The sequence below is a fragment of the Planktothrix sp. genome, assembly GCF_046067725.1.
Taxonomy (GTDB): domain Bacteria; phylum Cyanobacteriota; class Cyanobacteriia; order Cyanobacteriales; family Microcoleaceae; genus Planktothrix.
The window spans coordinates 1-24640 of the sequence record NZ_JBJUDF010000218.1; the positions used below are offsets into that span (position 1 = coordinate 1).

Sequence of the window (24640 nt, forward strand, 5' to 3'; positions counted from 1 at the left end):
GCGATCGCAATATTGGGTTTTGTAGAATCTTGGATATCTTGGATTTGAGTTTGCATGAGGTTTAACCTAAAAATGGATATTTTTTTAGAAACAAAACGCTTAATTTTACGGCAATTTACCAAAGAAGATCGGGATTTTTTATGGAATTTAGATAACGACTAACCCGATTTATTTTAGAGTTTCAGGACTTACGCACAGGGTTTAACAAACCCGGTTTCTCATTGAGGCTCAGAGCAAAAAGCTTGATTTTGGGTTCAGAAACCGGGTTTTTGCGTTCTGAGTTTCAACCCTCTAATATTAACATTAATGCTCGATTAATAATCTTCTGTTTATTCACAAATTTTTCTAACTCTTCCGGTTGATAACGTCCCTCCTCGACTTCTAAAGAGGCTTGATCAATAGCATCAGGATAAGCTGCTTCTAAGGCTTCCGCTAACTCTTCAGAATTCAGGTAATACCCTCCTGCTTTGCGACGTTTATTTTTTCGTTGAATTTGTCGAATAGAATTGCGAATTGAGATATCCCAAGAACGAGTCGTTCTGTTTTCCGCTTGTTGCTTAATTAAATGAATCAATAAAATAATACTATAACTAATAATATTATTAATCTTATCATCTCGGCTCATTTCTTCCAATTCTTCAACAATAGCTAATGACCCGACAATATCTCCTTTGAGGAGCAAGTTTTTTAAAGTTAAGAGTTCTTCCATAATCCTCAATTTATTCTCAATTAAACAACAGGTTCAATAAATCGTTGATTAGCTCGAATAAAAAACGCACCGCCTTGATAAGAAACGACTAACCAAGGTTTACCCACTAAATCAAATTTAATCGGATAACGATATTCAGGATGGAGCATTAATATCGTATCTTGGGGAAAATTCATATCAATAGAATAGTTAAATCCGGGGCCACTCCGCGCATTTAAAGTTTTAGAACAAATCACCCGCCATCGTTGCCAATTCCCATTCATAAAATCCCCGACTTCATTGGCAACTGGGGGCAGGTTCTGTTGGTTCAAATCCCCCGAATTTTGATTAACAGCCGTAGAATTTTCAAGCTGAACTACAGTTTCTTGAATTTTTTGGCGAGTGACTTCTCCAATGATTCCATCAACCGGTAATTCCATCTCTTCTTGAAAAGCTTTAATTGTGGCTTCTAAATGTTCATCAAAGGGCATCCCCAATCGCCCAATATTATAACCTAATCGTTCTAACTGATCTTGAATTTCCCGAACCTTGGCTCCGATTTCACCGCGTTTTAAAATCATGCTGAATTTCTCCTCTCAATATTCCGGTTTTGTGTTATCCTATAGGAAGACTAAACAACAGTTAATAGAATCTTATTTATATTTAATCATTATTCTAAACTCCTGAACAAAAATTATCCGAATCTCGGCGATTCTAAATGAGGCTAACCCAATGGATAGACGGCGATTTTTAAAGTTTGTAGGACTATTAGGAACGTCAGCGATCGCGACTTTTGGAACTCACGGATGGGTGGCAAAAAGTCTGGCAACTTCCCCTTCACCCAAACGCTTAATTGTAATTTTCCTCCGAGGTGGAATTGATGGTTTAAATGTGGTGGTTCCTTATGGTGAATCTGAATATTATAGCGCTCGTCCTGTGATTGCCATTCCCAAACCCGGAAAAGAAAAAGGAGTCTTAGATTTAGATGGTTTTTTTGGAATAAATCCGGCTTTATCCCCCCTGATGCCTTTTTGGAAACAAGGCAGTTTAGCATTTATTCATGCCGCAGGTTCTCCCCTTTCTAACCGTTCTCACTTTGAAGCCCAAGACCAGTTAGAGACGGGAACCCCCAACACTGCAAAAACCCCTGATGGATGGATGAACCGTTTATTAGGTGTGCTACCTGGACAAACCCCCGTTGAAGCCGTCAGCGTGGGAACCGCAATTCCCCGGATTTTATCCGGTTCTCAATCCGTCGCCAATATTACCCTCAATTCTAATAGTACCCGCGAACTCCCCATTGATCGAGAACCAGTTAAGGCTGCCTTTGATCAACTTTACGCCAGTAACGATGCCCTCAGTTTAGCCTATCGAGAAGGCCGAGCCGCCCGTGAACAACTCCTGAAGGAATTAGACGCAGAAATGGAAGCGGCGAACCAAGGAGCACCCTTACCCAAAGGATTTGCGGGAGAAGCTCGACAACTGGCCAGTTTGTTAGTTCGAGATCCAAGTATTCAACTGGCGTTTATGGCGTTGGGAGGATGGGATACCCACATCAATCAAGGAGCCACTCAAGGCGTCTTAGCCAACCGTTTAACGCCCCTAGCAGAAGGGTTAGCCACCTTAGTCGAACGGTTGGGAGACGTTTATCGAGATACAACCCTTGTGGTGATGTCGGAATTTGGTCGCACCGTTGGCGAAAATGGCAATGGAGGGACTGATCATGGCTATGGGAACGTCATGTGGCTCTTAGGCGGAGCCCTCCAAGGAGGAAAAGTTTATGGTCAATGGCCCGGTTTAGCGAAATCTGAGTTATTTGAAGAACGAGATTTAAACGTAACAACGGATTTTAGAGCCGTGATTTCCTCTATTTTATCAAGCCAATATCAGCTAAATTCTGAGCAACTCCGCCGAGTGTTTCCCAACTTTACCCCCGCTCAAACTTTAAATTTTGTCTAAAATTGTGATGGCTGGTTAGAAACGCATCAAAGTTTGGTAGATTATTAAAATACTTTAAAAATACTGATTGATCTGCTAAATTGCTGATTTCTTCTATCCACTTATAAACTTAGGTTTCATGGCGAAAGGTTCGTGGCGATATAGTGTTTCTAAACCAACAGTCCAAATCCTCAAATCAATAGTTTTGATGGTTTTGGGAATCGGGTTAACAGTTTTATTATCCCCCCATCCGGGTCTGACGACTTCTCCCCAAACTTTCCCAGAAATCCGAGGTGTTTGGATGACGACGAATGATAGCGATATTGTCCGAGATCATGCTAAATTACAGGAAGCCGTCCATCAACTGGCTCGGTTAAATTTTAATACAATTTATCCAGTGGTTTGGAATTCCGGTTATGTGTTCTATCCCAGTGGAGTCGCTCAAGCACGGGGGTTTCAACCGTTTATTCGTCGGGGATTACAAGGACAAGATGTTTTAGCAGATTTAATCACCCAAAGTCATCAAAAAGGGTTATTAGTGATTCCTTGGTTTGAATTTGGATTTATGGCGCCCCCATCATCCGAATTAGCTTTAAATCATCCCCAATGGTTAACCACTCGCCAAGATGGAAGTCAAACCTGGGAAGGTGTCGCGGGAGAAGTCGTTTGGTTAAATCCCTTTCATCATCAGGTACAACAATTAATCATTGATTTGGTAATAGAAGTTATGACCTTATATCCCGTCGATGGAATTCAATTTGATGATCATTTGAGTTTACCCGTTGAATTTGGTTATGATCCTTATACAATTAAATTGTATCAACAAGAAACGAAAGCATCTCCTCCGAGTAATCCTAGAGATGAAGCTTGGGTGCGTTGGCGAGCGAATAAAATTACACAATTTGTAGAGAAATTACAGAAAGCAGTGAAAGAAAAAAATCCGAAAGCGATTTTTTCTGTTGCGCCAAATCCTTATCATACCGCTTATAATCGTCATCTTCAAGATTGGGTAAGTTGGGTGAAAAAAAATTTAGTCGATGAATTAATTGTGCAGATTTATCGTCCAGATTTACCGAGTTTTGTTCAAGAATTAACTCAACCTGAAATCAAAGAAGCAAAAGCAAAAATTCCAACGGGAGTGGGGATTTTAACAGGGTTAAGAAATCGACCGATAGGAATACAACAAATCCAAGCTAAGGTACAAGTAGCCCGACAAAATGGCTTAGGGTTTGCGTTCTTTTTCTATGAAAGTTTATGGGATGAAGCCCCAGAACCCATACAGGAAAGGCAATCTAAATTTCAATCCCTTTTTTATTATCCGGCTTCAAGAGGTTTTTTGAGATAAAAAATTGTTAATGATCCAATTACCCACATTTAACCATGAACTTTTTTGATAAATTATTAACCGCAATTGAACAACAAAATAGTTTACTTTATGTCGCTTTAGATCCTGACCCTGATCGCCATATTTTGAATCGAGAAAATCCTGGCGGGATTGAAGGCGATCGCTTTGATATAATTGAACAATGGCAAGAATGGTTACATTTTGTAATTCGGGAAACTTCCGAGTTAGTTTGTTGCTATAAACTCTCATTTGGGTTTTACTTAGCATTAGGAATTCCAGGGTTAAAATTATTAGAAAAAATCCTAACCTTAATTCCCCCTCATCTCCCCATCATTTTAGATACAAAACACAGTGATCTAAATTCGGGTACAGTTTTTGCCCGTTTTGTCTTTGAACAGTTAAAAGTCGATGCTTGTACCCTCACACCTTATGCTGGATTAGATCAAGTTGCACCGTTTCTAGTTTATCCTGATAAAGCCGTTTTTATTTTATGTGCGACAGCTAATTCTTCTGCATCCATTATTCAAGAATACCCCCAACCAGACCAACCTTTATATTTAGAATTAGTCAATGCGTCTCAAACTTGGGGAACACCCGAACAATTGGGTTTAGAAGTCGGAATGGTACCGGATATGTTAGCAAAAATTCGCCAAGCCGCACCCGAACGTTTAATTTTATTACAGGGAGATATAGCAGAAGAAAATGATTTAACCGACATCGAAGATTTAATGCCGCTTTTATCGGCGGGATTAAGTTTAAATGGGTCAGGATTATTATTACCTATCCCCCCCAAACTATTAGAACAAGAAAATGTCAGTCAAGGAATCAAACAATTACGAGATCAAATTAATCAAGAACGACAACAGGTAATAGAAGGAAATCCAACCTGTGATTTATGGTTACCCGATGTTTGTTTTTTAAGACATCAACCCCATCGAGATTTAATTTTACAACTGTATGATATTGGTTGTATTATTTTTGGAGATCATGTGCAAGCATCCGGTGAAATTTTTCCCTATTATATTGATTTAAGGAGAATTATTTCAACCCCGCAAATTTTCCATCAAATTGTAGCCGCTTATGCAGAAATTTTAGAAACCTTAACTTTTGACCGAATAGCAGGTATCCCCTACGGTTCTTTACCCACAGCAACCGGGTTATCTTTACGGTTAGAACGTCCGATGATTTTTCCGCGAAAAGAAGTCAAAGCCTATGGTGCTGGACGTTTAATTGAAGGACATTTTCAACCCGGAGAAACAATTGTTGTCGTTGATGATATTTTAATTACAGGAAATAGTGTCATGAAAGGAGCAGAAAAGCTCAAATCAGCCGGATTAAAAGTTGATGATATTGTGGTTTTAATTGATCATGAACGAGGAGTTAAACAACGGTTAAAACAAAATCATTATAACGCCCATGCAGTGTTAACGTTATCTGAAATTGCCGAAACTTTATATGAGTCAAACCGAATTACAGAGGAACAATTTAACTTGTTTTAAAAATTAGTTAAAATGAAAATAACTTTGCTGACTGTTCCCTGTTCCCTAAAACCCTATGACTTCTATTGCTATTATTGGCTGTGGCGTAGTTGGAGCCACCATTGCTTATGAACTTTCCCAAAATCCCGATTTAAACATTACAGTTATCGATCAAAATCCTCTGGCTGTAGATACAAGTTCTGAGTTGATCAATCAAAATTCTAACCTTTTTACCCCCAATTCAACAAAAGCTGCATTAGGGGTTTTAATGGGAATTATTAGCCAAAAAACCAAGGGACGAGCGTGGCGACTCAGACAGTATAGTATGCAGCGTTATGAAACCTTAATTCCTGAATTAGAAGCAGCAACAGGTCAAAACATTCCCTTTAATCGTCAAGGAATTTTATTATTATGTTATGCTGAGGAAGAATTAGGAAAATGGTATCAGTTAATTAATCTGCGGCGTTCCCAAGGCTTGGAATTAGAATGGTTAAACCCAACGGAAATTCAAACTCGCTATCCTCAAATTAACACAAAACCAGTCTTGGGTGCAGTTTATTCTCCGAACGATCGACAAATTGATCCCACTCAATTAACGTTAGCTTTAGTTGAAGCGGCTCAACAGCGAGGAGTTACCTTTCAATGGGGAGTAAAAGTCGAATCTTTAGAACCCTTAAAAACTCCAGAAACACAACAAGTTAAAACGAATGTAGGAGACTTTAATTTTGATTGGGTGGTGATCGCTTCCGGGTTAGGAACAACACCCTTAATTTCCAGTTTGGAATCTGAAACCCTACCCAAAAAACCGATTAAAATTCGTCCAGTTTTAGGACAAGCCTTGCAAGTTCGTTGTATTCAACCGTTAGGAACATTAGGGTTAGAACCTGTCATTACCGGAAATGATGTTCATATTGTACCGTTAGGAAATGCAGAATATTGGGTCGGCGCAACGGTTGAATTTCCTGAAAATGATCAAGAAATTTTGGTTAATTCTGAACCTTTAGACTTAGTATTAAAAGGAGCGATCGCCATGTGTCCGGCGTTAGAAACAGCAACGATTCTTAAAACTTGGTCAGGGTTACGCCCTCGCCCTGAAGGAATTCCCGCCCCAGTCATTGGTAATTTACCCGGATTTTCTAATATTTTATTAGCAACGGGACATTATCGAAATGGGATTTTATTAGCACCCGCAACGGCTGATGAAATTCGACAATTCATTCAGTCTAATTAAACACACTTAACCCTAAACTTTGAGCGATTTTTTGAATTAAAAATAAACTTCCCACAGAATTTCCTTCAGGATCAAGGGGAGGACTGTAACAAGCGATCGCTCCTTGTTGCGGAATAATTGATAAAACAGCCCCACTTACCCCCGATTTGGTTGGAAGTCCAACATCTACCGCAAACTGTCCTGATGCTTCGTATAACCCACAGGTCATCATTAATGCTTTCACCATCCGACTCGGAACTTGCCATTTAAGATCAGGCGGTTTTACTAATAATAAACCCAATTCTGCTAAATCGGAAATCGTAGCCGATAAACAACAAATTTGGTTATAAGTATCCAGGGTTAAATCAGGATGTTCGACATAACCTGACCCTTGGAGTCTCGCAATCAGTCTTTGGTTTCTAGGGTTAGGCGCCGAACGCACCGACTCCAGAATGGCTTGATCTAACACTAACTGACAATGGGCGGTTTGATTTAACCAAGAACAAAGATAATCGCAGCGAGAACCCGCATTCTGTCCAGGGAGTAAGGCGGCTAAGGCGATCGCCCCACTATTTAACATGGGATTTCTTGGCCATCCGTCATCAGCTTGAAGTTGCTCTAGGGAATTGAAGGGTTGATCTGACGGTTGAACCCCCACCCGCTTGAACACCTCATCCTCTCCTAATTCCACCAGTCGATTGAGTAATAAAAACGGCTTCATCACACTCATCAAAGGAAACCGTAGGCTTTGATTCCCCGCTTGAAAAGATTTCCCCGTCAGGGTGAGGATTTGTACCACAACTTCCTGGGGGTTGACCTGGGCTAATTGGGGAATATAGGTGGGTAACTGGCCTAATTGACTGCGACGTTGGGCTTCCTTCGCCCAAGTTTCCAATTGTTTCTGAGTTAATTCGTCTAATTGCTTAACCCCTCGATTCACTCCTGATCACTCCTGATGACTTTCTTTTAGTCTAACGTTACGGATTCTGGGTGATTCGTTTCGTCGGGAACGGGCCACCGGAGGTTCATTCAGAAGATCAAAAAAAATTTTTCTGCAAAGTATTGACAAATTTAGAAAAAGCAGTAATAATAAAAATTGTCGCAAAAAACGAACAACAGCAAGGGACTGTAGTTCAATTGGTTAGAGCACCGCCCTGTCACGGCGGAAGTTGCGGGTTCGAGCCCCGTCAGTCCCGTCCTTAACACCTTTGAATCAAAGAAGATTAACTTCATTTATTCAACCTATGATATATAGGGTATCAATAGCTCAGGACAATAAACGTGTCTTTATACGAGTGCTCAACCCTTTTTCTATGAAATTCCTCTGATTTTTGATGTTATTTATAATAGTAGAATAAAAGCGATTTTTATCACTGTGTATTCCAAGAATTGATTGTGTGGAAGAAAGAAAATGACTTTACTGATCGGGGTAATGGTTAGTGGTTTGTGGCGTGGGTGAAAACTTAACTTGGTTGCTTAATAGTTGTTTGCGTCTAAAGCGCGTACAATTAAGAGTTTACAGTCTTTACAAATCAGTGGGTGTAGCGTGTTTTGGTAGTAAACCCATTTTGGATAGGGGTTAGTAGTAAACATGATCAATCGGGATGACAGGATTTGAACCTGCGACCCCCTCGTCCCGAACGAGGTGCGCTACCAAGCTGCGCTACATCCCGGTGTCTCAACAAGACATTATTTGTGAGTATAACATATAAAATATCAGTTACGATCAAAAAATGTAAGTTGAGTAGGAAAAGGTAGCCCGTGGTTGTCAAACCGGACTGGTTGCGCGTGAAAGCCCCCCAATGGGAGCGCGTCGGAAACGTTAAAGGAATTTTACGGGACTTAGGCTTAAACACCGTCTGTGAGGAAGCCTCCTGTCCCAATATTGGCGAGTGTTTCAACGCCGGAACTGCCACATTTTTAATCATGGGGCCAGCTTGTACTCGCGCCTGTCCCTACTGTGATATTGATTTTGAAAAAAAACCTCAACCCTTAGATCCCACTGAACCGGAACGTTTAGCGGAAGCAGTTCGACGCCTGAACCTAAATCATGTTGTCATCACCTCCGTGAACCGGGATGACTTACCCGATGGCGGTGCTTCCCAATTCGTTAAATGTATTGACGGGGTGCGTTCGGTTTCTCCCCAAACCACCATTGAAGTCTTAATTCCTGATTTGTGTGGCAATTGGGACGCTTTAGAAATCATTTTGCAAGCAAAACCGGAAGTTTTGAACCACAACACGGAAACCGTTAAACGCTTGTATCGTCGGGTTCGTCCCCAGGGAGACTATCAGCGCAGTTTAGAATTGTTAAAACGCTCCCGACAACTGGCCCCAGAAGTTTATACCAAATCAGGAATTATGGTCGGACTGGGTGAAACCGATGAGGAAGTTCGGGAAACAATGGAAGACTTACGGGCCGTTGACTGTGATATTTTAACCTTGGGTCAATATCTGCAACCGACCCCCAAACATTTACCCGTTGCTGGCTTTATTTCCCCTGAACAATTTAACGCTTGGCGAGAATTTGGCGAGTCTATTGGGTTTTTGCAAGTGGTGGCTTCTCCCTTAACCCGAAGTTCCTATCATGCTGAACAAGTTCGCTCTTTAATGGAAGAATATCCCCGTTAACCCTTCACTTGTTATGCGGCTGCAACGCCAGTTCAACGGACAAACCATCACCCTTGATACCCATACTCCCCTCGGCAGTGGGGGAGAAGGACGCATCTATGGCATTTTAGAAGATGCCAATTTAGTCGCTAAAATCTACCATAAACCCACCGACGAAGACGCCGATAAACTCACCGTCATGTACAACTATCCTCCCGCAACGGCGATGGTTTCCCCACCAATGACGGCGATCGCATGGCCCGTTGACTTGCTGCATACCTGCGACCTAAAACGTCAAATCGTGGGTTATTTAATGCCACGAGTTCATAAAGCCACTCCTATTCATATTTTTTATACTCCTAAAAGTCGCCGCGAACAAAAACCTTTATTTAACTATTTATATCTTCATCGCACGGCTCGTAATTTAGTCGCTTCCGTTGCCGATTTACATAGTAGTGGATATGTGATTGGAGATGTCAACGAATCGAATATTTTAGTTAGTGATACCGCCTTAGTTACCCTCGTTGATACCGACTCTTTCCAAGTTCGAGATCCCGATACCGGGTTAATTTATCGTTGTCCTGTTGGTAAAGCCGAATTCACTCCCCCAGAACTTCAAGGACAAGCCTTTCGCGAGTTAGACCGCACCCCAGAACAAGATCGCTTTGGACTAGCGGTGTTAATTTTTCTACTGTTGATGGAAGGAACTCACCCGTTTTCGGGGGTTTATCAAGGCAGTGGCGACCCTCCAGCCATCGAGTCCAGGGTGAGGGCGGGTCATTTTGTTTATGGAACAAAACCAGTTCCTTATAAACCAATGCCTTTTGCTCCTCCTTTTGAATTATTATATCCGAAATTACAACAATTATTTATTCAATGTTTTGAAGGGGGATTTAATCATCCTCAAGTTCGACCGGATGGCAAAACTTGGTTAATGGTTTTAAAGGAAGCTGAAGCCAATTTAATGACCTGTAGTCAACAACCAGAACACCGCTATGGCAATCATTTAGATTCTTGCCCTTGGTGCGATCGCACCGAAAAGTTAGGCGGTCGAGATCCTTTTCCTTCCCGAATAGCAGTACAACAAAAACAACATTTACAACCCCTTAAACGGAAACGGAAACGGATTTTAAATCAGAAACCTACACCCGTTAATCCCCGTTCTTTATTTCCCCCTGCAAACCCTGCTCCTGCGACCGTTTCAACCCGTAAAAAAACTTTAGTTTTACCCCAAACTCCCAACTTAAATCTACAAACTTTTCTCGGAAATTTATTTCAAGGAGTGATATTAGGAGGACTCTGGGGGTCGTCAGTTTTATCAGCTATTATTGCCTTAATTTTTGCCTTTGTGGAAGGGAAAGAAGCGATTTTAGGAGGGTTAATGGTGGGAGCTATGTGGGGAGCATTTATTGGGGGTGTGATTAGTATCTATCTTCCTCCACCTGGGGGAATTAACCGAGCAGTGGCGTTAATTTTAGGGGGGTGGTCAGGAATTTTTGTCGCGGCGGTGATTGCTGGATTAATTTTTGGAATTATGGAACAGGAACCCCTGATTGGTCAAGCGTTAATTTGGGGGGGGTTAATGGGTGTAATTTGGGGGTCAATTTGGCATTTATTTAAACCTCCTTTATCCTTACCTAATATTGGGCGATTATGGGGAAGGCGAGGAGCTTTTGTTGGAGGAGTTTGGGGTTCTTATCTTGGAACATTAGGCGGAATAGGATTAGCAATTCTAGCCGTTGGATGGGAGCAATTTGAACAAACAACATCATCTTTATCGGAAATTACTTTGCGAATGATTGCGACAGCCTTGGTGTCGGCGGGGGTTGGCACATTAGGTGGAACTTGCGCGGGAGGATTATTTGGATGTATTGGAGGTGCTCCTAGTTTACCCTTATCCCTACATTTATCAGGACGAAGAGGTGCTTTGATTGGAGGAATTTGGGGGAATTTTTTAGGAGCAATTTCTGGAGCCAGTTTAGGGGTTTTGGGTGCGACCCGTTTCGCTCATTTTTTAGATAGTTCTTCAACAACTGGTACGACTCCATTATTAATTGCTGCCATTATTGTATCGGCTGGAGTGGGGAGTATTTGGGGGATGATTTCCGGTACAATTTGGGGAGCATTTGGTAAACTTTAAATTGAATTATTTTAAAAAAAATTATCCAATAGGAACTTCAAAACAATTTTAAGGTATAATACTCTAACACAACCCCGAACCGCAATCATTCAGGTGTGGGTTAAGAAGATAAAACATGATTCTTTAATTTGTATAGGTCTTGAAATTAAGCTGATTGATATGAGTCAAAAAATTGTAGTATCCATTCAAGCCATGACAAGTTCCCCCACGGTTGCACCGACTCGTTCCAGCCAAACCGTTAAGCAACCCTATCCGAATTATAAGGTGATTGTGTTAAATGATGATTTTAATACCTTTGAGCACGTCGCCCATTGTTTGATGCAATATATTCCGGGGATGACAACGGATCTCGCTTGGGAATTAACTAATCAAGTTCATTATGAAGGTCAAGCAACGGTTTGGGTTGGCCCCCTAGAACAAGCTGAATTATATCATCAACAATTAAGTCGAGAAGGGTTAACAATGGCTCCTTTAGAAAAAGCTTAATTTGGAGTTGAAAGCCAGCGATCGCGATTGATGAAATCGAACTGAAAAGGTGCGATCGCTTTTAATCTTAAGGATCGGGTCAGTCCGTCTCTACACACACCGGACTTTTACTAGAGATAGACCCTTGACCGAAATCTTCACCCCAGGAACTCCCAATTACAGTGTCTCTTCTTAAGATTCAGGGAGCCAGTTGTCAAACTGGTCTATGGATCATATCGGCAACCTCAACCTAAATCGGGTGTGATCAAAGCTTCAAAAATAAGGTTGTAATACCGATTAAATAAGAGCTTCAGGGTGATGCACTATTGCTTGATGTAGAGGAATACACAAAGGCATCTAACCAGTTACCTCAAAGAGTGGAACATTCCGATCCCCACTTCCAGGGGGCTGCTTCTACTATTCAAAGTGTAGAGAGTTGAATCAGGAAACACAAACCGCCTTTGACTCTCCGCCTTTATAAACCGTGCTTTACCCCAGGACATCCATCATGTTTGCACAAGATATTTCTATTCAAAATTCTCAAGTTACTCTTAACTCAATTAATTCTCAAACATTAGCTCAAATTTTATTACAAGAACTGCAAACAATCGTCAAAACCCTTCCCGCTAGTGGTCGGTCAGTGACACTACGGATGGCGTTAGAAGTCGAACGCATTTGCGAAAAAAGCAATCGCATTCAAACCTCTGGCGATGTGGAAACCTGGCAATTAAGTTTAGCTCGTCATCGGTTACAAAAATGCTTAGATTATTATAAACTCGGTTCTCGTCAAGGTCGGGTAGAACTGCATTCTAACTTAGCCGCGATGGTGTATCGTCACGTTGCGTCCTTTGAGTCTCAGTTAAGCTTCCAAGCTCGTTACAACTTAATTGAAGACTTTCTGCAAGGGTTTTATGTCGAGTCTCTGCGGGCGTTTCGTCGCGAACACGCCTTGGAAGCGGACTACACCCCCCGCACTCGTTTAGAATTAGCCGAATATATGGCCTTTACCGAACAATATGCTAAACGTCAAATCGGTTTACCCGGTCGTAACCGTCAACGGTTAATTGTATTACGTGCCCAAAGCTTTGCCAAAGGTCAACCGCCAGAAACCTCGATGGATATTGAATTAGCCGTTGAAGGCGGTAAAACCGAAGAAGCGGAAGCTCAAAGTCGTACCTCAGCCATGCAGCAAATTCGAGAAAAAATGGTATCAGAAACCGTTGATCCGGCTGAAAGTGTTTTAAGAGATCGGGTGATTGCCGAATTGGTTCAATATTTAGAATCTCAAGGACAAAGCGATTGTGTCAAATATTTAAACCTGAAAATCCAAGATCTTCAAGCTTGTGATATTGATAAAGCTCTGGGTTTAACTCCCCGTCAACGGGACTATCTGCAACAACGGTTTAAATACCACGTTGAAAAATTTGCCCGGTCTACCAACTGGAAACTTGTTCATGAATGGTTAGGTGCTGATATTAACCAAAAATTAGGAATGAACACTCAACAATGGGAAATGTTCCTGACACAATTATCGGCTGATCAACAAAAGTTATTACAACTCAAAGAAACAGAAGATAGTGATAAAACCATCGCCTCTGCTTTAAAATGCACCCCGAAACAAGTCCAAAAACGTTGGGCTAAACTCCTTGATATGGCCTTCAGCTACCGCAATAGCGAAGCTCTAGCCTAATGAGGAGTTCTGTTAGAAACAAATGGATGAACCTGTAGAGACGTGCGATCGCACGTCTCTAAATTTTTAGTAAAACTTCAATTTGATGCTTCCAAAATCGAGTAGGATGGATGTGGAATTGACAGCAACCTATTGGACTAAATATGACAAGGGTGACACAAATAGATTGTTGTCCATCCAACTTTTATTCTCTACAATTTTTGAGCGAGTGCACGCATGAGAATCTTAGTCACAGGTGGCGCAGGTTTTATTGGTTCACATCTGATTGATCGCTTAATGGAACAAGGCCATGAAGTGATTTGCCTCGATAACTTTTTTACGGGGACAAAACGGAATATCCTCAAATGGATTGGCAATCCCTATTTTGAACTGATCCGCCATGATATTACTGAACCCATTCGCTTAGAAGCGGATCAAATCTATCATTTAGCTTGTCCCGCTTCTCCCGTTCATTACCAATACAACCCGGTTAAGACGATCAAAACCAACATGATGGGAACCCTGAATATGTTAGGGTTAGCCAAACGGATCAAAGCTCGGTTTTTCTTGGCGTCAACCTCTGAAGTTTATGGTGATCCTGATGTTCATCCCCAAACCGAAGAGTATCGCGGAAATGTCAATTGTATTGGGATTCGATCCTGTTACGATCCAGAAACGGAAATTTTAACCGAGCAAGGTTGGGTTCAGTTCCCTAACTTGCAACCCGGTGTCAAAGTTGCCACCCTCAACGAAAACCATCAAATTGAATATCACGTTCCTGATGAATATATTGTTCAACCCTATATTGGGGAAATGTTGCGGTTTGCTAACAGTAAATTTGATCTTTGCGTCACCCCCAACCACTGGATGTATGTTCGGGGTAAAACCGGAAAATTAAAATCAATTCAAGCGGGGGAGGACAAACACTGGCATTCATGGCGAGTGGTCACGGGTGCAGAATTTGATGCCTCAGACCAAGAAGAATTTGATTTAGACCCAGCACCACGTCATGGGAAAGTGCGGGTGGAAAAAGTCAAAATGGATGACTGGTTAGAATTCCTGGGTTATTACATTTCTGAAGGTTGTGTTCATGTCCGGCGACGGGTGCGTGCGGTGGGGGGTACTGATTATGATGTGGCGGACTATAACATCTTAATTGCTCAAGAAAACCCTGAAGGACGAGCTAAAATTGCCAACTGTCTCCAACGCTTACCTTGGAAATTTTTTGATTCTGATCACCATCAATTTCGGATTTGTAGTCAACAATTAGCAGAGATTTTATTACCTTTGGGTCAATCCGGTGATAAATATATTCCCCGTGAGTTTTTACAATTGTCTCGACGTCAATCCTTAATTCTTTTCAACGCCTTAATTTTAGGAGATGGAAGTCAACGGGGTGATTATTATACTTACTATAGCAAATCTAAGCAATTAGCTAACGATGTACAAGAATTAGCCCTGCGTTGTGGATATACCGCTTCTGTTGTTTCCCATGCCATCGGACGTGATCTCTATCGCGTCAATATCCGTCCCGCCGTTGATGCCAATTTAGTTGAACCCGAACGGTTTCACTATGTCGGGAAAGTGTATTGTGTGAATGTGAAAAATCATGTTATTTGTGTGCGCCGTAATGGACGAGTTGCCTTTTGTGGTAACTGTTACGACGAAGGAAAGCGGGTGGCGGAAACCTTAGCCTTTGATTATCATCGTCAAAACGAAGTTGATATTCGGGTGGTACGAATTTTTAATACCTATGGCCCGCGAATGTTAGAAAATGATGGCCGTGTGGTAAGTAATTTTATCGTTCAAGCTTTGCGAGGAATTCCGTTAACGGTTTATGGGGATGGTTCCCAAACCCGAAGTTTTTGTTATGTATCAGACTTAGTAGAAGGATTCATCCGTTTGATGAATAGTGATTATATTGGCCCTGTTAATATGGGCAACCCAGGGGAATATACGATTTTGGAATTAGCCCAAAAAATTCAAACTCTGATTAACCCTGATGCTGAAATTCAATTTAAACCGCTACCGGAAGATGATCCAAAACAGCGACAACCTGATATTACTCGTGCTAAAACGTATTTGAATTGGGAACCAACAATCCCACTCGATCAAGGATTAGAATTAACAGTGGAGGATTTTCGGCAACGCATCTACCCATCTTAAGGATAGAAGATAGGGGAGTACCGTGAGCAGGGGGAGCACCGTGAGCAGGGGGAACACCGGGAGCAGGGGGAGAAATAATGAACTCCTATGGCTTTCCCTAAACATCGTACTCCGCACTCTGCACTCTGCACTTTGCACCCCACAACTTACAGTTCCTCTTCCTTCTATCTTCTGACTTCTTCTTGTTAGCATATTGTCAAAAATTTGAGGATACATTTATGCGTGTTTGTGTGATTGGGACAGGATATGTCGGTTTAGTTACAGGAGTTTGTTTAGCACAGATTGGGCATGATGTCATTTGTATTGATAATAACGAAGAAAAAGTTAAATTAATGAAGTCGGGACAATCCCCCATTTATGAACCGGGATTACCTGAATTAATGAAATCCTGTATGGAATCTGGACGTCTGGATTTTTCTTCGGATTTAAGTGCAGGTGTTGAACAGGGTGAGGTCTTATTTATTGCCGTTGGAACTCCGCCTTTACCAACGGGTGAAAGTGATACCCGTTATGTGGAAGCAGTGGCACGGGGGATTGGTGCTAACCTCACCACCGGTTATAAGGTGATTGTCAATAAATCGACTGTCCCGATTGGGTCGGGTGACTGGGTGCGAATGATTGTTTTAGATGGGGTAACAGAACAGCAAAAAGCTAAAGGGATAGCGGGAACTCCTATTGAAGCTGAATTTGATGTGGTGAGTAACCCCGAATTTTTAAGGGAAGGTTCGGCTGTTTATGACACCTTTAATCCTGATCGGATTGTGTTAGGAAGTAATAGCGCAAAAGCATTAGGTGTGATGCAGGAATTATATGCACCGTTAGTATCCCGAAAATATTCCGATCACCCTTCCTTACCTCCGGTTCCCATTGTGTTAACGGATCTGAGTTCGGCTGAAATGATTAAATATGCCGCTAACTCGTTCTTAGCTACCAAAATTAGCTTTATTAACGAAATTGCTAATATTTGCGATCGCGTCGGTGCTGATGTTAAACAAGTGGCGGAAGGAATTGGTTTAGATTCTCGAATTGGGAATAAGTTTTTGCAAGCGGGAATCGGTTGGGGCGGTTCCTGTTTCCCGAAAGATGTTTCGGCTTTAATTCATACCGCCGATGACTATAATTATGAAGCTCAATTGTTAAAAGCCGCCGTAGAAGTTAATAACCGTCAGCGTACCATTGCTATTGAAAAATTACAACAAGCTTTGAAAATTTTGAAAGGTAAAACCGTTGGATTATTAGGGTTAACGTTTAAACCGGATACGGATGATTTACGAGATGCTCCTGCGTTGAATATTATCCAAGAATTGAACCGTTTAGGCGCAAAAGTTAAAGCTTATGATCCGATTATTTCTCAAAGTGGAATGCGTCATGGCTTAACGGGTGTGATCGTTGAAACCGATCCTGAATTGTTAGCCGATGGCTGTGATGCTTTAGTTTTAATTACAGATTGGACACAATTCCACAACCTTGATTATGCAAAAATGGCGAAAAGAATGCACTCTGCATTTATGATCGACGGACGTAATTTCTTAGATCGTAAAAAATTAGAAAGTGCTGGGTTTCAATATATTGGGATTGGTCACTAAAATCCACGGCTTTCAAAATTTCATTTAACTTGAACGGAAGATGGAAAATTTGATTTTCTGTCTTCCGATTTTTCATTGATACTTGCAGTCCTTAGAAGCGAGAATGAAACCTTCTGGCGAGTCAGGAGTCGGATGCCTGACGGGGTGACAACCCCGTTAAAAGGTTGATAAAATCAAGGACATAGCCCTTAACCCCCTCTGAAAAAAAGGCAACTTGTTACGTCTGATGAGCATTAATTCATTGACAATTTCTTGAAAAAACTCCATTCCTATAGCGCTACGCGCAAGGGAACAGGGAACAGGGAACAGTAAGAAGTGAAAGGGTTTGAGAATTCAGAAATGTCCTAACTGTAATGCGTAGCGCTATAGTCGCCAATATAAAGGAATAGCACGTTGGTACCAAATTAGACTGACCATAAACACAATCAAGCTGGTAAAATTGAGGAATCATTTTGACTTGATGGGGCTTTTTCACGAATACTACCCCATCTTTTTTTACCGCAATTTGCCTCCATTCCCTCTCGATCAGGTTTTTGACGGGGTTGTCACCCTGTGAGTAAATCAACTTCATTAAGGAAGGCGGTATTAGAATAATATTGAATCGGTTTGGAGGGTTTAATTTGACTTAAAGTTAAGTTTAAACTCATTCTAAAATTATATATAGATTATATTTTATCATCCGGCTATGATAGTTTTGTCATTAAACATCTAATGATTGAATGATGGATAAAATATAGCTTTTAATTTGAGGTAAATCTTGTTCAACAGTATTCCAGACTAATCGGAAATCAATTCCTCGATAAGCATGAATGAGAATATCTCTAAACCCTGCGAGTTTGCGCCAAGGAATAGCTGGGTACTTCTGCCTTAATTCAGGGGAAAGTTGCTTAATCGCTTCTCCAATCACTTCAAAATTCCGAATTACACCATCTTGAATAAGAGTCGTCTGAAAAAATTCAACCTCTCCCCCTTGAGTATAGGTCTCAATCCGTTCAATCCGTTCAAGAATATCTCGAAGGTACATCAAATCATTCGTCATAGTAAAACCGCTTCTCTAAGAATCTGTTCCCGGAAATATTCTTGCAATCCCTTAACTGTTGCCACATCTACTTTTCTACCTAAAAGGTCTTCCAAATCTTGCATTAACCCAATCCAATCTAACAAACTTCGTCCCGGTTCCATCTCCACTAAAAAATCGATATCACTATCCTCCCGTTCTTCCCCTCGTGCAACTGACCCAAAGATACACACATTGTAAGCACCGTATTGAGTAGCCAGGTTGAGAATTTCTTCTCGTTTTTGTTGTAATAAGTTTCTTAAATTCATCCTTTAAACTCTTGATAATTTTTTTTCAACTTTAGCATATTTTCTATTGTTGGATTTTCTAACTCTTATTTCTGCTCTGTCTTTCTCAACTCAACAGCTTTGTGCTTTCCATCCCGATAAGACTGACCACACATCGGACAAAACCGATATTGCTCAGACGTGATGGGATGAGAACACTTAGGACAGCGATCGCACAGACCCTCCCCACACAAAAAACAAAACTTAGCCTTGGGGTCAGTCCACCCCAACTCCGGTACTGTCCCCGGTGTCCAACAGTGCAGACACAGTTTCAGCGCATGAGACATCTCCACCCCCGTCCCTCGCTCCGCCGCCTCCAAATAGGCCACCGGAACCCCCAACACCTGAGCTAGACCCTGTTTTGCCTTCTGACTCAAACGAGTCGTTAACCCGCGCTCAATCTTCCCAATACTTTGCAAATGCAACCCACACCCTTGCGCCAACTGCTCTTGACTCAAACGCTTCAATCTTCGCAGCCGTCGCACGTATTCACCCAGCGTTTCCTCGGGTTGGGGCAGAGATTCTGATGTTAAAGTGTGCATTAAAATATGCTAAAAACAGTAATCATTTTTGATGTAGAATAAGAATGAGAGTAGCTGAACAAATAAAAATATGAAAAACCCTTTAGAAGCGATATAAATCGTCAATTTAGACCATTTAGGAATAGTAGCAGGCGTAATAGATGAGATGGAATTAGTAGAAGAAGTCAATAAAAAAGTGGGATACATGGATAACAAGAGTGCCATTAAGTCTAAAAGAAGCACAAAATAAGATAATAGAGATAGAAGAAGAAGAATGGGAGAAGAGTGAAATAAAAGGATATAGAATAGCAACGAAATCAAGTGAGTAAGGACATAGGATGCTCTACAATTCAGGTGAGTGCCATGATGGATGTCCGAATCTGACCTAGAACATAGTTATCATTGATCTAAAATCCGAGTTAATTTAAAAAACAGAAGAATCATATCAGCCAAATTGTCATAATATTGAATTAAAGGACTTGATCAGCTAGATTTCACCTGTAAAATTATATAAAAATATTAAGCAAAATAAGCTTTCTAAAACTGACCGTAAAAAGATATCTTTTTGGTTTTAAGGGAGAGATATTAATGATAATTTTAAACAAGATTTTTAAAAAAATTGGTTGGATTCCCTTGCTAACAGGAACTGGAATTTCTGGTTTAATGGTTCTAACGGGGTCTGGGTTAATCCCTCAAGATTACCATCAAAATCCTAAAAATTATATTCAACAAAAAGAAACCAAACATCTCAAGATTGATGGACGAGAATTGCAAGTAATCTTAGCCAGAAGTTCATCCTTGAGGCAAAACGTTAAATCACCCCTATCAACAGTTATTTTATTAGGGGGATTAATGATTGGGTTGAGTTCCGCATTAACGTTGTATTTTGCTAGAAGTTCTAAAGTCAAATCTCAACAACTAGAAGAAATTAATCAAAAATTAATCCTACAAATTCGTAAAGAAGAAGCAACTCGCAAAATTCTGGAAGAAACCACAACGCTACAACAAGCAATTCTCAATAGTGCGAATTATACCATTATTTCGACAACAATTGATGGCAGTATTCGGACATTTAATAAAACCGCAGAACAATTATTAGGTTATTCAGCCGAAGACATCATTGAACATCAAACCCTTGAATTCATTCATGATCCCGAAGAAATCAAACAACGGGCTGTGTTATTGTCTCAAGAATTAGGAACTCCGATTCAACCGGGTTTTGAAGTATTTATAGCTAAAGCTTTAAAAGGAGATATTGATGAGCGAGAATGGTCTTATATCCGTCAAGATGGTGATCGATTTCCGGTGTTACTTTCAATCACCTCTTTAAAAAATCAAGACGGAGAAATTACCGGATTTTTAGCCATTGGTAATAATATTACCGAACGGAAACGTTCTCAAGAAGCCTTACAAAAAACCTTACGGGAGTTAGCTTTTCATAAGTTTGCCCTCAATCAAGCTGCTATTGTTTCCATGACAGATGGTAAAGGAAAGATTAGTTATGTTAATGAACGATTTTGCCAAATTTCCGGTTATTTTAAAGAAGAATTAATGGGTTATACCCATAAAGTTGTTAATTCTCGTTATCATCCTCCTGAATTTTTTACGGATTTATGGTCAACGATTCAACAAGGGAAGGTTTGGCAAGGTGAAATTAAAAATCAATCTAAATCCGGTCAATTTTATTGGATCGATACAACAATTGTTCCATTTTTAGATGCAGAAAATAAACCGTTTCAATATTTAGCGATTCATTTTAATATTACTAAAATCAAAGAAGCTGAAGAACAATTAAAAGAACAAGTTAAACAAGCCATTTTACTAAAAACCATTACCGAAGAAATTCGCCAAAGTTTAAATACAAAACGCATTGTAGAAACAACCGCCCAACTGTTAGGGCAAACCTTCGGGGTCAATCGATGTTTAATTCATACCTATCTTGAACATCCGATTTCAGAATTGCCAGTTGTGGCTGAATATCTAGTTGCAGGTTATCCCTCTTTAATGGGAGTTAAAATTTCAATTCAGGACAATCCCTATGGGAAACAATTAATTGTTCAAGAACAAGCAATGGCTATATCTAATGTTTACAATGAGCCTTTATTAGTAACCCTTAAAGTTCTTTGTCGTCAGATTAAATTAAAATCTATCTTAGCGGTACGAACATCCTATAAAGGTCAACCCAATGGCGTAATTACATTACATCAGTGTGATCGCTTTCGAGACTGGACAGAACATGAAATTGAACTTTTAGAAGCCGTTGCTGCTCAAGTGGGAATTGCCTTAGCCCAAGGCAAAATTTTAGAGCAAGAAATTCGTCAAGGAGAACAACTTTCCCAACAAAATTTAGCATTAGAAAAAGCTAAACTGCAAGCAGAAACTGCCAATCGTGCGAAAAGTGAATTTTTAGCCATGATGAGTCATGAAATTCGGACTCCCTTAAATGCAGTGATTGGGATGACAGGATTATTATTAGATATGAACCTAACCTCTCAACAACAGGAATTTGTAGAAATTATTCGCACCAGTAGTGATACGTTACTCACGGTGATTAATGATATTCTTGATTTTTCTAAAATTGAATCCGATCAATTAGATTTAGAAAAACATCCCTTTAATCTACGCACTTGTGTTGAAGAAGCTTTAGATTTAATTGCCCCTATTGCCCATCGGAAAAATTTAGAATTAGCTTATTTAATTTCCCCTTCTACCCCGGCAATTTTCCTCGGAGATGTCACTCGAATTCGACAAATTTTAGTCAATTTGTTGAGTAATGCTGTTAAATTTACTGAAACGGGAGAGGTGATTATTTCTATTGATGCTGAATCAATACAACAGGAAACTCCATCACCGTTATATCAACTTCACTTTGCGGTTAAAGATACGGGAATCGGAATTCCTGAAGAACGCAGAGAACGATTATTTAAACCCTTTAGTCAAGTGGATTCTTCCATGACTCGACGTTATGGAGGAACGGGATTAGGATTAGTGATTAGTAAACGTTTATCTGAAATGATGCAAGGTAAAATTTGGGTAGAAAGTACCCCTAATGTTGGGTCAACTTTCTATGTCACCTTAATCCTTGAATCAGACCCCAATCAATCCCTTTTTGAGAGGGAAACGGTGGCTGTTGATTTATCAAATAAAAAGTTATTAATTGTGGATGATAATGCCACTAATCGTCAAATTCTCACCTTACAAGCTCAATCTTGGGGAATGACTGTGCAAGCAGTTGAATCTGGCTTAGAAGCCTTAACTTTATTAGTTCAAGATCAAGGTTTTGATTTGGCAATTATTGATATGCAAATGCCACAAATGGATGGTTTAAGTTTAGCTAACTGTATTCATGCGTTACCCTATACTCAACATTTACCCTTGGTTTTATTAAGTTCTGTAGGTTATTTTTTACCTCAAGATGCCTCTTCTAAAAATTTATTTGCTGCCAGCTTAACCAAACCGATTAAACAATCTCAACTCTATAAGACTTTAGCTCAAATTCTCAGCCATCAACCAACGACAATCCAGCTTTTTCCAACGTCAACACCTCGATATTCTCCCTTGGCAGAAACTTTATCTTTAAGAATTTTGTTAGTGGAAGATGTTCCGGTTAATCAAATGGTTGCGCTCAAAATGTTACAACGTTTAGGCTATCGGGCGGATGTTGCTAATAACGGTTTAGAAGCGATTGACTCCTTACAACGTCAACCCTATGATATTGTTTTCATGGATGTACAAATGCCAGAATTGGATGGCTTAGAAACGACGCGCTCTATTTGTAAAGAATGGCCAACAGTTTCTCGTCCTTGGATTATTGCTATGACTGCCCATGCTATGCAAGGAGATAAAGAAGAATGCCTAAATGCAGGAATGGACGATTATATTAGTAAACCCATTCGGATAACAACTTTAATTGAGGCTTTTGAGCGTTATAAAAATTTTAAAAATAGCTCTTCTCAAGGGTTAGTTGATCCTCAAAAATTATCCTCTGTGTCTCAGCATTTATCTGTCATTAATAACCCATATTTATCATCTCAAATTCAAGACTCCATCACTAACAGTTCCCTAGATGAAGAAACCATCAATAGTTTAAGATTAATGGCAGGAGAAGATGCCGATATTCTATTAGCTGAGGTGTTTAACAGTTATTTAGAAGATGCTCCTCAACGTTTACAAGCCATACAGGACGCAATTACCAATCAAGACGCTTTGATGCTACAAAAATCGGCTCATGCGCTCAAGTCTTTAAGTGTTACGGTAGGAGCAGTACATTTAGCTGAACTTGCTGGTGAATTAGAGGTCAAAGGACGTACAGGTTTAGTGGGTCATGTTGAATCTTTAATAGAGCAGTTAACCCAAGAATATGAAAACGTTAAAGTCGCATTGCAGCAAGAATTAATCCGAATCTAATCAAATGAGCCATTCTAAATTTGAACCCAGCCAACCCCTAATTTTAATTGTTGATGATGAGAAAACCATTCGTTTAGTTTTGCGTCGAGCAATGGAACGAGAAGGATATCGTTTAATGGAAGCTGCAACGGGAGAAGAATGTTTAGAAATTTGTCAAAAATTGATGCCAGATATTATTCTCTTAGATGCCATGATGCCTGGAATTGATGGATTTACCTGTTGTCATGAATTAAAACAGCGTTTAGGAGAGAATTGTCCACCGATTTTAATGATTACCGTATTAGAAGACCAAGCCTCTGTTGATTTAGCCTTTGAGGTGGGGGCAATGGATTATATTACTAAGCCGATTCATTGGGCAGTATTACGTCAACGGGTGCGTCGAATTTTCCAAAGTTGTTGGGTGATGGCAGAACTTAAACATCAAATTGAACGGGAACGGTTATTAACAACGCAACTGGAAGAAACCAACCAAAAATTAGCTATAGCTAATCAAGAATTACAACGGTTAGCATTAATTGATGGCTTAACTCAAATTTCTAATCGTCGTTGTTTTGATGAATATTTACAGGAAGAATGGAAACGCCTGAAACGGGAAAAATTACCCTTATCTTTAATATTATGTGATCTGGATTTTTTTAAAGCTTATAATGATACTTATGGTCATCAAGCGGGAGATGAATGTTTAAAGATAGTGGCTTGTATTTTAACAAAATGCTCCCGTCGCCCGGCGGATTTAGTGGCTCGTTATGGGGGTGAAGAATTTGCGATCATTTTACCCAATACACCCGTCGAAGGGGCAATGGAAGTGGCTCAACGAGCGAGAAAATTAATTAAAGAAAAAATGATTATTCATCAAGGTTCAATTGTTGAACCTTATTTAACCTTAAGTTTAGGACTTACAACCATTATTCCCCATGTAGAAGCATCTATTGACCAGTTTATTTTTGCCGCAGATCAAGCGTTATATCAAGCTAAATTGGCAGGTAGAAATCGAATTGAAGTGAATCATTTAATAGAAGGGAATAGTCAATCGGTAACAGCTTAGTATTCGGATAGAAAAAAACTTAAATTTT

General features: G+C 40.2%; 18 protein-coding genes, 2 tRNA genes and 3 pseudogenes. 16 read left to right on the forward strand and 7 right to left on the reverse strand.

Annotated features, from left to right (window positions below; genetic code table 11):
* Positions 1-283: 283 nt before the first annotated feature.
* A complete protein-coding gene (locus ACKPEB_RS13240) occupies positions 284-709 on the reverse strand; it encodes a DUF29 family protein (RefSeq protein WP_408965400.1) in 426 nt (141 codons plus the stop codon).
* Positions 710-729: 20 nt separating this feature from the next.
* Positions 730-1269 carry a peptidoglycan-binding domain-containing protein gene (locus tag ACKPEB_RS13245; protein ID WP_408965401.1) on the reverse strand — a complete coding sequence of 180 codons (540 nt, stop codon included), beginning with the start codon at positions 1267-1269 and terminating at the stop codon, positions 730-732.
* A 151-nt stretch (positions 1270-1420) separates the two neighbouring features.
* On the opposite strand from ACKPEB_RS13245, the gene ACKPEB_RS13250 reads away from it, so the two are divergent.
* The 4 genes from ACKPEB_RS13250 to ACKPEB_RS13265 all read left to right on the forward strand — a co-directional run bounded on the left by ACKPEB_RS13250 (position 1421) and on the right by ACKPEB_RS13265 (position 6680).
* On the forward strand, positions 1421-2647 hold the full coding sequence (locus ACKPEB_RS13250; RefSeq protein ID WP_408965402.1) for a DUF1501 domain-containing protein: 1227 nt from the start codon (positions 1421-1423) through the stop codon (positions 2645-2647).
* A gap of 118 nt (positions 2648-2765) precedes the next feature.
* Positions 2766-3971 carry a glycoside hydrolase family 10 protein gene (locus ACKPEB_RS13255; RefSeq protein ID WP_408965403.1) on the forward strand — a complete coding sequence of 402 codons (1206 nt, stop codon included), beginning with the start codon at positions 2766-2768 and terminating at the stop codon, positions 3969-3971.
* Between the two features lie 35 nt (positions 3972-4006).
* Positions 4007-5470 (forward strand): bifunctional orotidine-5'-phosphate decarboxylase/orotate phosphoribosyltransferase, encoded by a 1464-nt coding sequence (locus tag ACKPEB_RS13260; RefSeq protein WP_408965404.1) that lies wholly within the window; start codon positions 4007-4009, stop codon positions 5468-5470.
* A 55-nt stretch (positions 5471-5525) separates the two neighbouring features.
* Entirely contained in the window at positions 5526-6680 is a 1155-nt protein-coding gene (locus ACKPEB_RS13265; protein WP_408965405.1) for an NAD(P)/FAD-dependent oxidoreductase, read from the forward strand.
* Here the strand turns inward: ACKPEB_RS13265 and ACKPEB_RS13270 are convergent.
* Positions 6673-7599, reverse strand: coding sequence for a glutaminase (locus ACKPEB_RS13270; RefSeq protein WP_408965406.1), 927 nt, complete (start codon positions 7597-7599; stop codon positions 6673-6675). The two genes, ACKPEB_RS13265 and ACKPEB_RS13270, sit on opposite strands and share 8 nt — an antisense overlap.
* A 182-nt stretch (positions 7600-7781) precedes the next feature.
* On the opposite strand from ACKPEB_RS13270, the gene ACKPEB_RS13275 reads away from it, so the two are divergent.
* Positions 7782-7855, forward strand: a tRNA-Asp gene (locus ACKPEB_RS13275).
* A 403-nt stretch (positions 7856-8258) separates the two neighbouring features.
* Here the strand turns inward: ACKPEB_RS13275 and ACKPEB_RS13280 are convergent.
* A tRNA-Pro gene (locus ACKPEB_RS13280) sits at positions 8259-8332 on the reverse strand.
* An 88-nt stretch (positions 8333-8420) separates the two neighbouring features.
* Between ACKPEB_RS13280 and lipA the strand changes: the two genes are divergently transcribed.
* The 8 genes and pseudogenes from lipA (at position 8421) to ACKPEB_RS13320 (ending at position 17295) form a co-directional block, all read left to right on the forward strand.
* Positions 8421-9290 (forward strand): lipoyl synthase, encoded by an 870-nt coding sequence (gene lipA, locus ACKPEB_RS13285; protein WP_408965407.1) that lies wholly within the window; start codon positions 8421-8423, stop codon positions 9288-9290.
* A 13-nt stretch (positions 9291-9303) separates the two neighbouring features.
* Positions 9304-11409, forward strand: coding sequence for a DNA-binding protein (locus ACKPEB_RS13290; RefSeq protein WP_408965408.1), 2106 nt, complete (start codon positions 9304-9306; stop codon positions 11407-11409).
* A gap of 192 nt (positions 11410-11601) precedes the next feature.
* A complete protein-coding gene (gene clpS / locus ACKPEB_RS13295) occupies positions 11602-11895 on the forward strand; it encodes an ATP-dependent Clp protease adapter ClpS (protein ID WP_408965421.1) in 294 nt (97 codons plus the stop codon).
* A gap of 487 nt (positions 11896-12382) precedes the next feature.
* Positions 12383-13564, forward strand: coding sequence for a HetZ-related protein (locus ACKPEB_RS13300; protein WP_408965409.1), 1182 nt, complete (start codon positions 12383-12385; stop codon positions 13562-13564).
* A 216-nt stretch (positions 13565-13780) separates the two neighbouring features.
* Positions 13781-14212, forward strand: a pseudogene (locus ACKPEB_RS13305) (GDP-mannose 4,6-dehydratase); the annotation flags it as partial.
* A gap of 369 nt (positions 14213-14581) precedes the next feature.
* Positions 14582-15061 (forward strand): annotated as a pseudogene (locus ACKPEB_RS13310) (LAGLIDADG family homing endonuclease); the annotation flags it as partial.
* 33 nt (positions 15062-15094) lie between these two features.
* Positions 15095-15709 (forward strand): annotated as a pseudogene (locus ACKPEB_RS13315) (NAD-dependent epimerase/dehydratase family protein); the annotation flags it as partial.
* Positions 15710-15927: 218 nt separating this feature from the next.
* Positions 15928-17295, forward strand: a complete 1368-nt coding sequence (locus ACKPEB_RS13320) for a UDP-glucose dehydrogenase family protein (protein WP_408965410.1) — start codon at positions 15928-15930, stop codon at positions 17293-17295.
* A 700-nt stretch (positions 17296-17995) separates the two neighbouring features.
* Here ACKPEB_RS13320 and ACKPEB_RS13325 read toward each other — a convergent pair.
* From ACKPEB_RS13325 to ACKPEB_RS13335, 3 genes are all read right to left on the reverse strand, one after another.
* Positions 17996-18334: a DUF86 domain-containing protein gene (locus ACKPEB_RS13325; RefSeq protein WP_408965411.1), complete on the reverse strand. Its 339-nt coding sequence runs from the start codon at positions 18332-18334 to the stop codon at positions 17996-17998.
* Complete coding sequence (locus ACKPEB_RS13330; RefSeq protein ID WP_408965412.1) at positions 18331-18621, reverse strand: nucleotidyltransferase family protein; 291 nt, start codon at positions 18619-18621, stop codon at positions 18331-18333. Before ACKPEB_RS13330 ends, ACKPEB_RS13325 begins: the two co-directional genes overlap by 4 nt.
* 65 nt (positions 18622-18686) lie before the next feature.
* The gene (locus ACKPEB_RS13335) at positions 18687-19181 is read right to left on the reverse strand and encodes a helix-turn-helix domain-containing protein (RefSeq protein WP_408965413.1); all 495 of its coding nucleotides are present in this window, start codon (positions 19179-19181) and stop codon (positions 18687-18689) included.
* A gap of 145 nt (positions 19182-19326) precedes the next feature.
* Between ACKPEB_RS13335 and ACKPEB_RS13340 the strand changes: the two genes are divergently transcribed.
* The 3 genes from ACKPEB_RS13340 (at position 19327) to ACKPEB_RS13350 (ending at position 24612) form a co-directional block, all read left to right on the forward strand.
* Positions 19327-19410, forward strand: coding sequence for a hypothetical protein (locus tag ACKPEB_RS13340; RefSeq protein WP_408965422.1), 84 nt, complete (start codon positions 19327-19329; stop codon positions 19408-19410).
* A 338-nt stretch (positions 19411-19748) separates the two neighbouring features.
* Positions 19749-23567 (forward strand): response regulator, encoded by a 3819-nt coding sequence (locus ACKPEB_RS13345; protein WP_408965414.1) that lies wholly within the window; start codon positions 19749-19751, stop codon positions 23565-23567.
* A gap of 4 nt (positions 23568-23571) precedes the next feature.
* Positions 23572-24612 (forward strand): diguanylate cyclase, encoded by a 1041-nt coding sequence (locus ACKPEB_RS13350; protein WP_408965415.1) that lies wholly within the window; start codon positions 23572-23574, stop codon positions 24610-24612.
* Positions 24613-24640: the final 28 nt, after the last annotated feature.

What these genes read in the sequence shown, in the direction of transcription:
- ACKPEB_RS13240 (WP_408965400.1), bottom strand. Translation starts at nt 709, where the DNA reads ATGGAAGAACTCTTAACTTTAAAAAACTTGCTCCTCAAAGGAGATATT.
- ACKPEB_RS13245 (WP_408965401.1), bottom strand. Translation starts at nt 1,269, where the DNA reads ATGATTTTAAAACGCGGTGAAATCGGAGCCAAGGTTCGGGAAATTCAA.
- ACKPEB_RS13250 (WP_408965402.1), top strand. Translation starts at nt 1,421, where the DNA reads ATGGATAGACGGCGATTTTTAAAGTTTGTAGGACTATTAGGAACGTCA.
- ACKPEB_RS13255 (WP_408965403.1), top strand. Translation starts at nt 2,766, where the DNA reads ATGGCGAAAGGTTCGTGGCGATATAGTGTTTCTAAACCAACAGTCCAA.
- ACKPEB_RS13260 (WP_408965404.1), top strand. Translation starts at nt 4,007, where the DNA reads ATGAACTTTTTTGATAAATTATTAACCGCAATTGAACAACAAAATAGT.
- ACKPEB_RS13265 (WP_408965405.1), top strand. Translation starts at nt 5,526, where the DNA reads ATGACTTCTATTGCTATTATTGGCTGTGGCGTAGTTGGAGCCACCATT.
- ACKPEB_RS13290 (WP_408965408.1), top strand. Translation starts at nt 9,304, where the DNA reads ATGCGGCTGCAACGCCAGTTCAACGGACAAACCATCACCCTTGATACC.
- clpS (WP_408965421.1), top strand. Translation starts at nt 11,602, where the DNA reads ATGACAAGTTCCCCCACGGTTGCACCGACTCGTTCCAGCCAAACCGTT.
- ACKPEB_RS13300 (WP_408965409.1), top strand. Translation starts at nt 12,383, where the DNA reads ATGTTTGCACAAGATATTTCTATTCAAAATTCTCAAGTTACTCTTAAC.
- ACKPEB_RS13320 (WP_408965410.1), top strand. Translation starts at nt 15,928, where the DNA reads ATGCGTGTTTGTGTGATTGGGACAGGATATGTCGGTTTAGTTACAGGA.
- ACKPEB_RS13325 (WP_408965411.1), bottom strand. Translation starts at nt 18,334, where the DNA reads ATGACGAATGATTTGATGTACCTTCGAGATATTCTTGAACGGATTGAA.
- ACKPEB_RS13330 (WP_408965412.1), bottom strand. Translation starts at nt 18,621, where the DNA reads ATGAATTTAAGAAACTTATTACAACAAAAACGAGAAGAAATTCTCAAC.
- ACKPEB_RS13335 (WP_408965413.1), bottom strand. Translation starts at nt 19,181, where the DNA reads ATGCACACTTTAACATCAGAATCTCTGCCCCAACCCGAGGAAACGCTG.
- ACKPEB_RS13340 (WP_408965422.1), top strand. Translation starts at nt 19,327, where the DNA reads ATGGAATTAGTAGAAGAAGTCAATAAAAAAGTGGGATACATGGATAAC.
- ACKPEB_RS13345 (WP_408965414.1), top strand. Translation starts at nt 19,749, where the DNA reads ATGATAATTTTAAACAAGATTTTTAAAAAAATTGGTTGGATTCCCTTG.
- ACKPEB_RS13350 (WP_408965415.1), top strand. Translation starts at nt 23,572, where the DNA reads ATGAGCCATTCTAAATTTGAACCCAGCCAACCCCTAATTTTAATTGTT.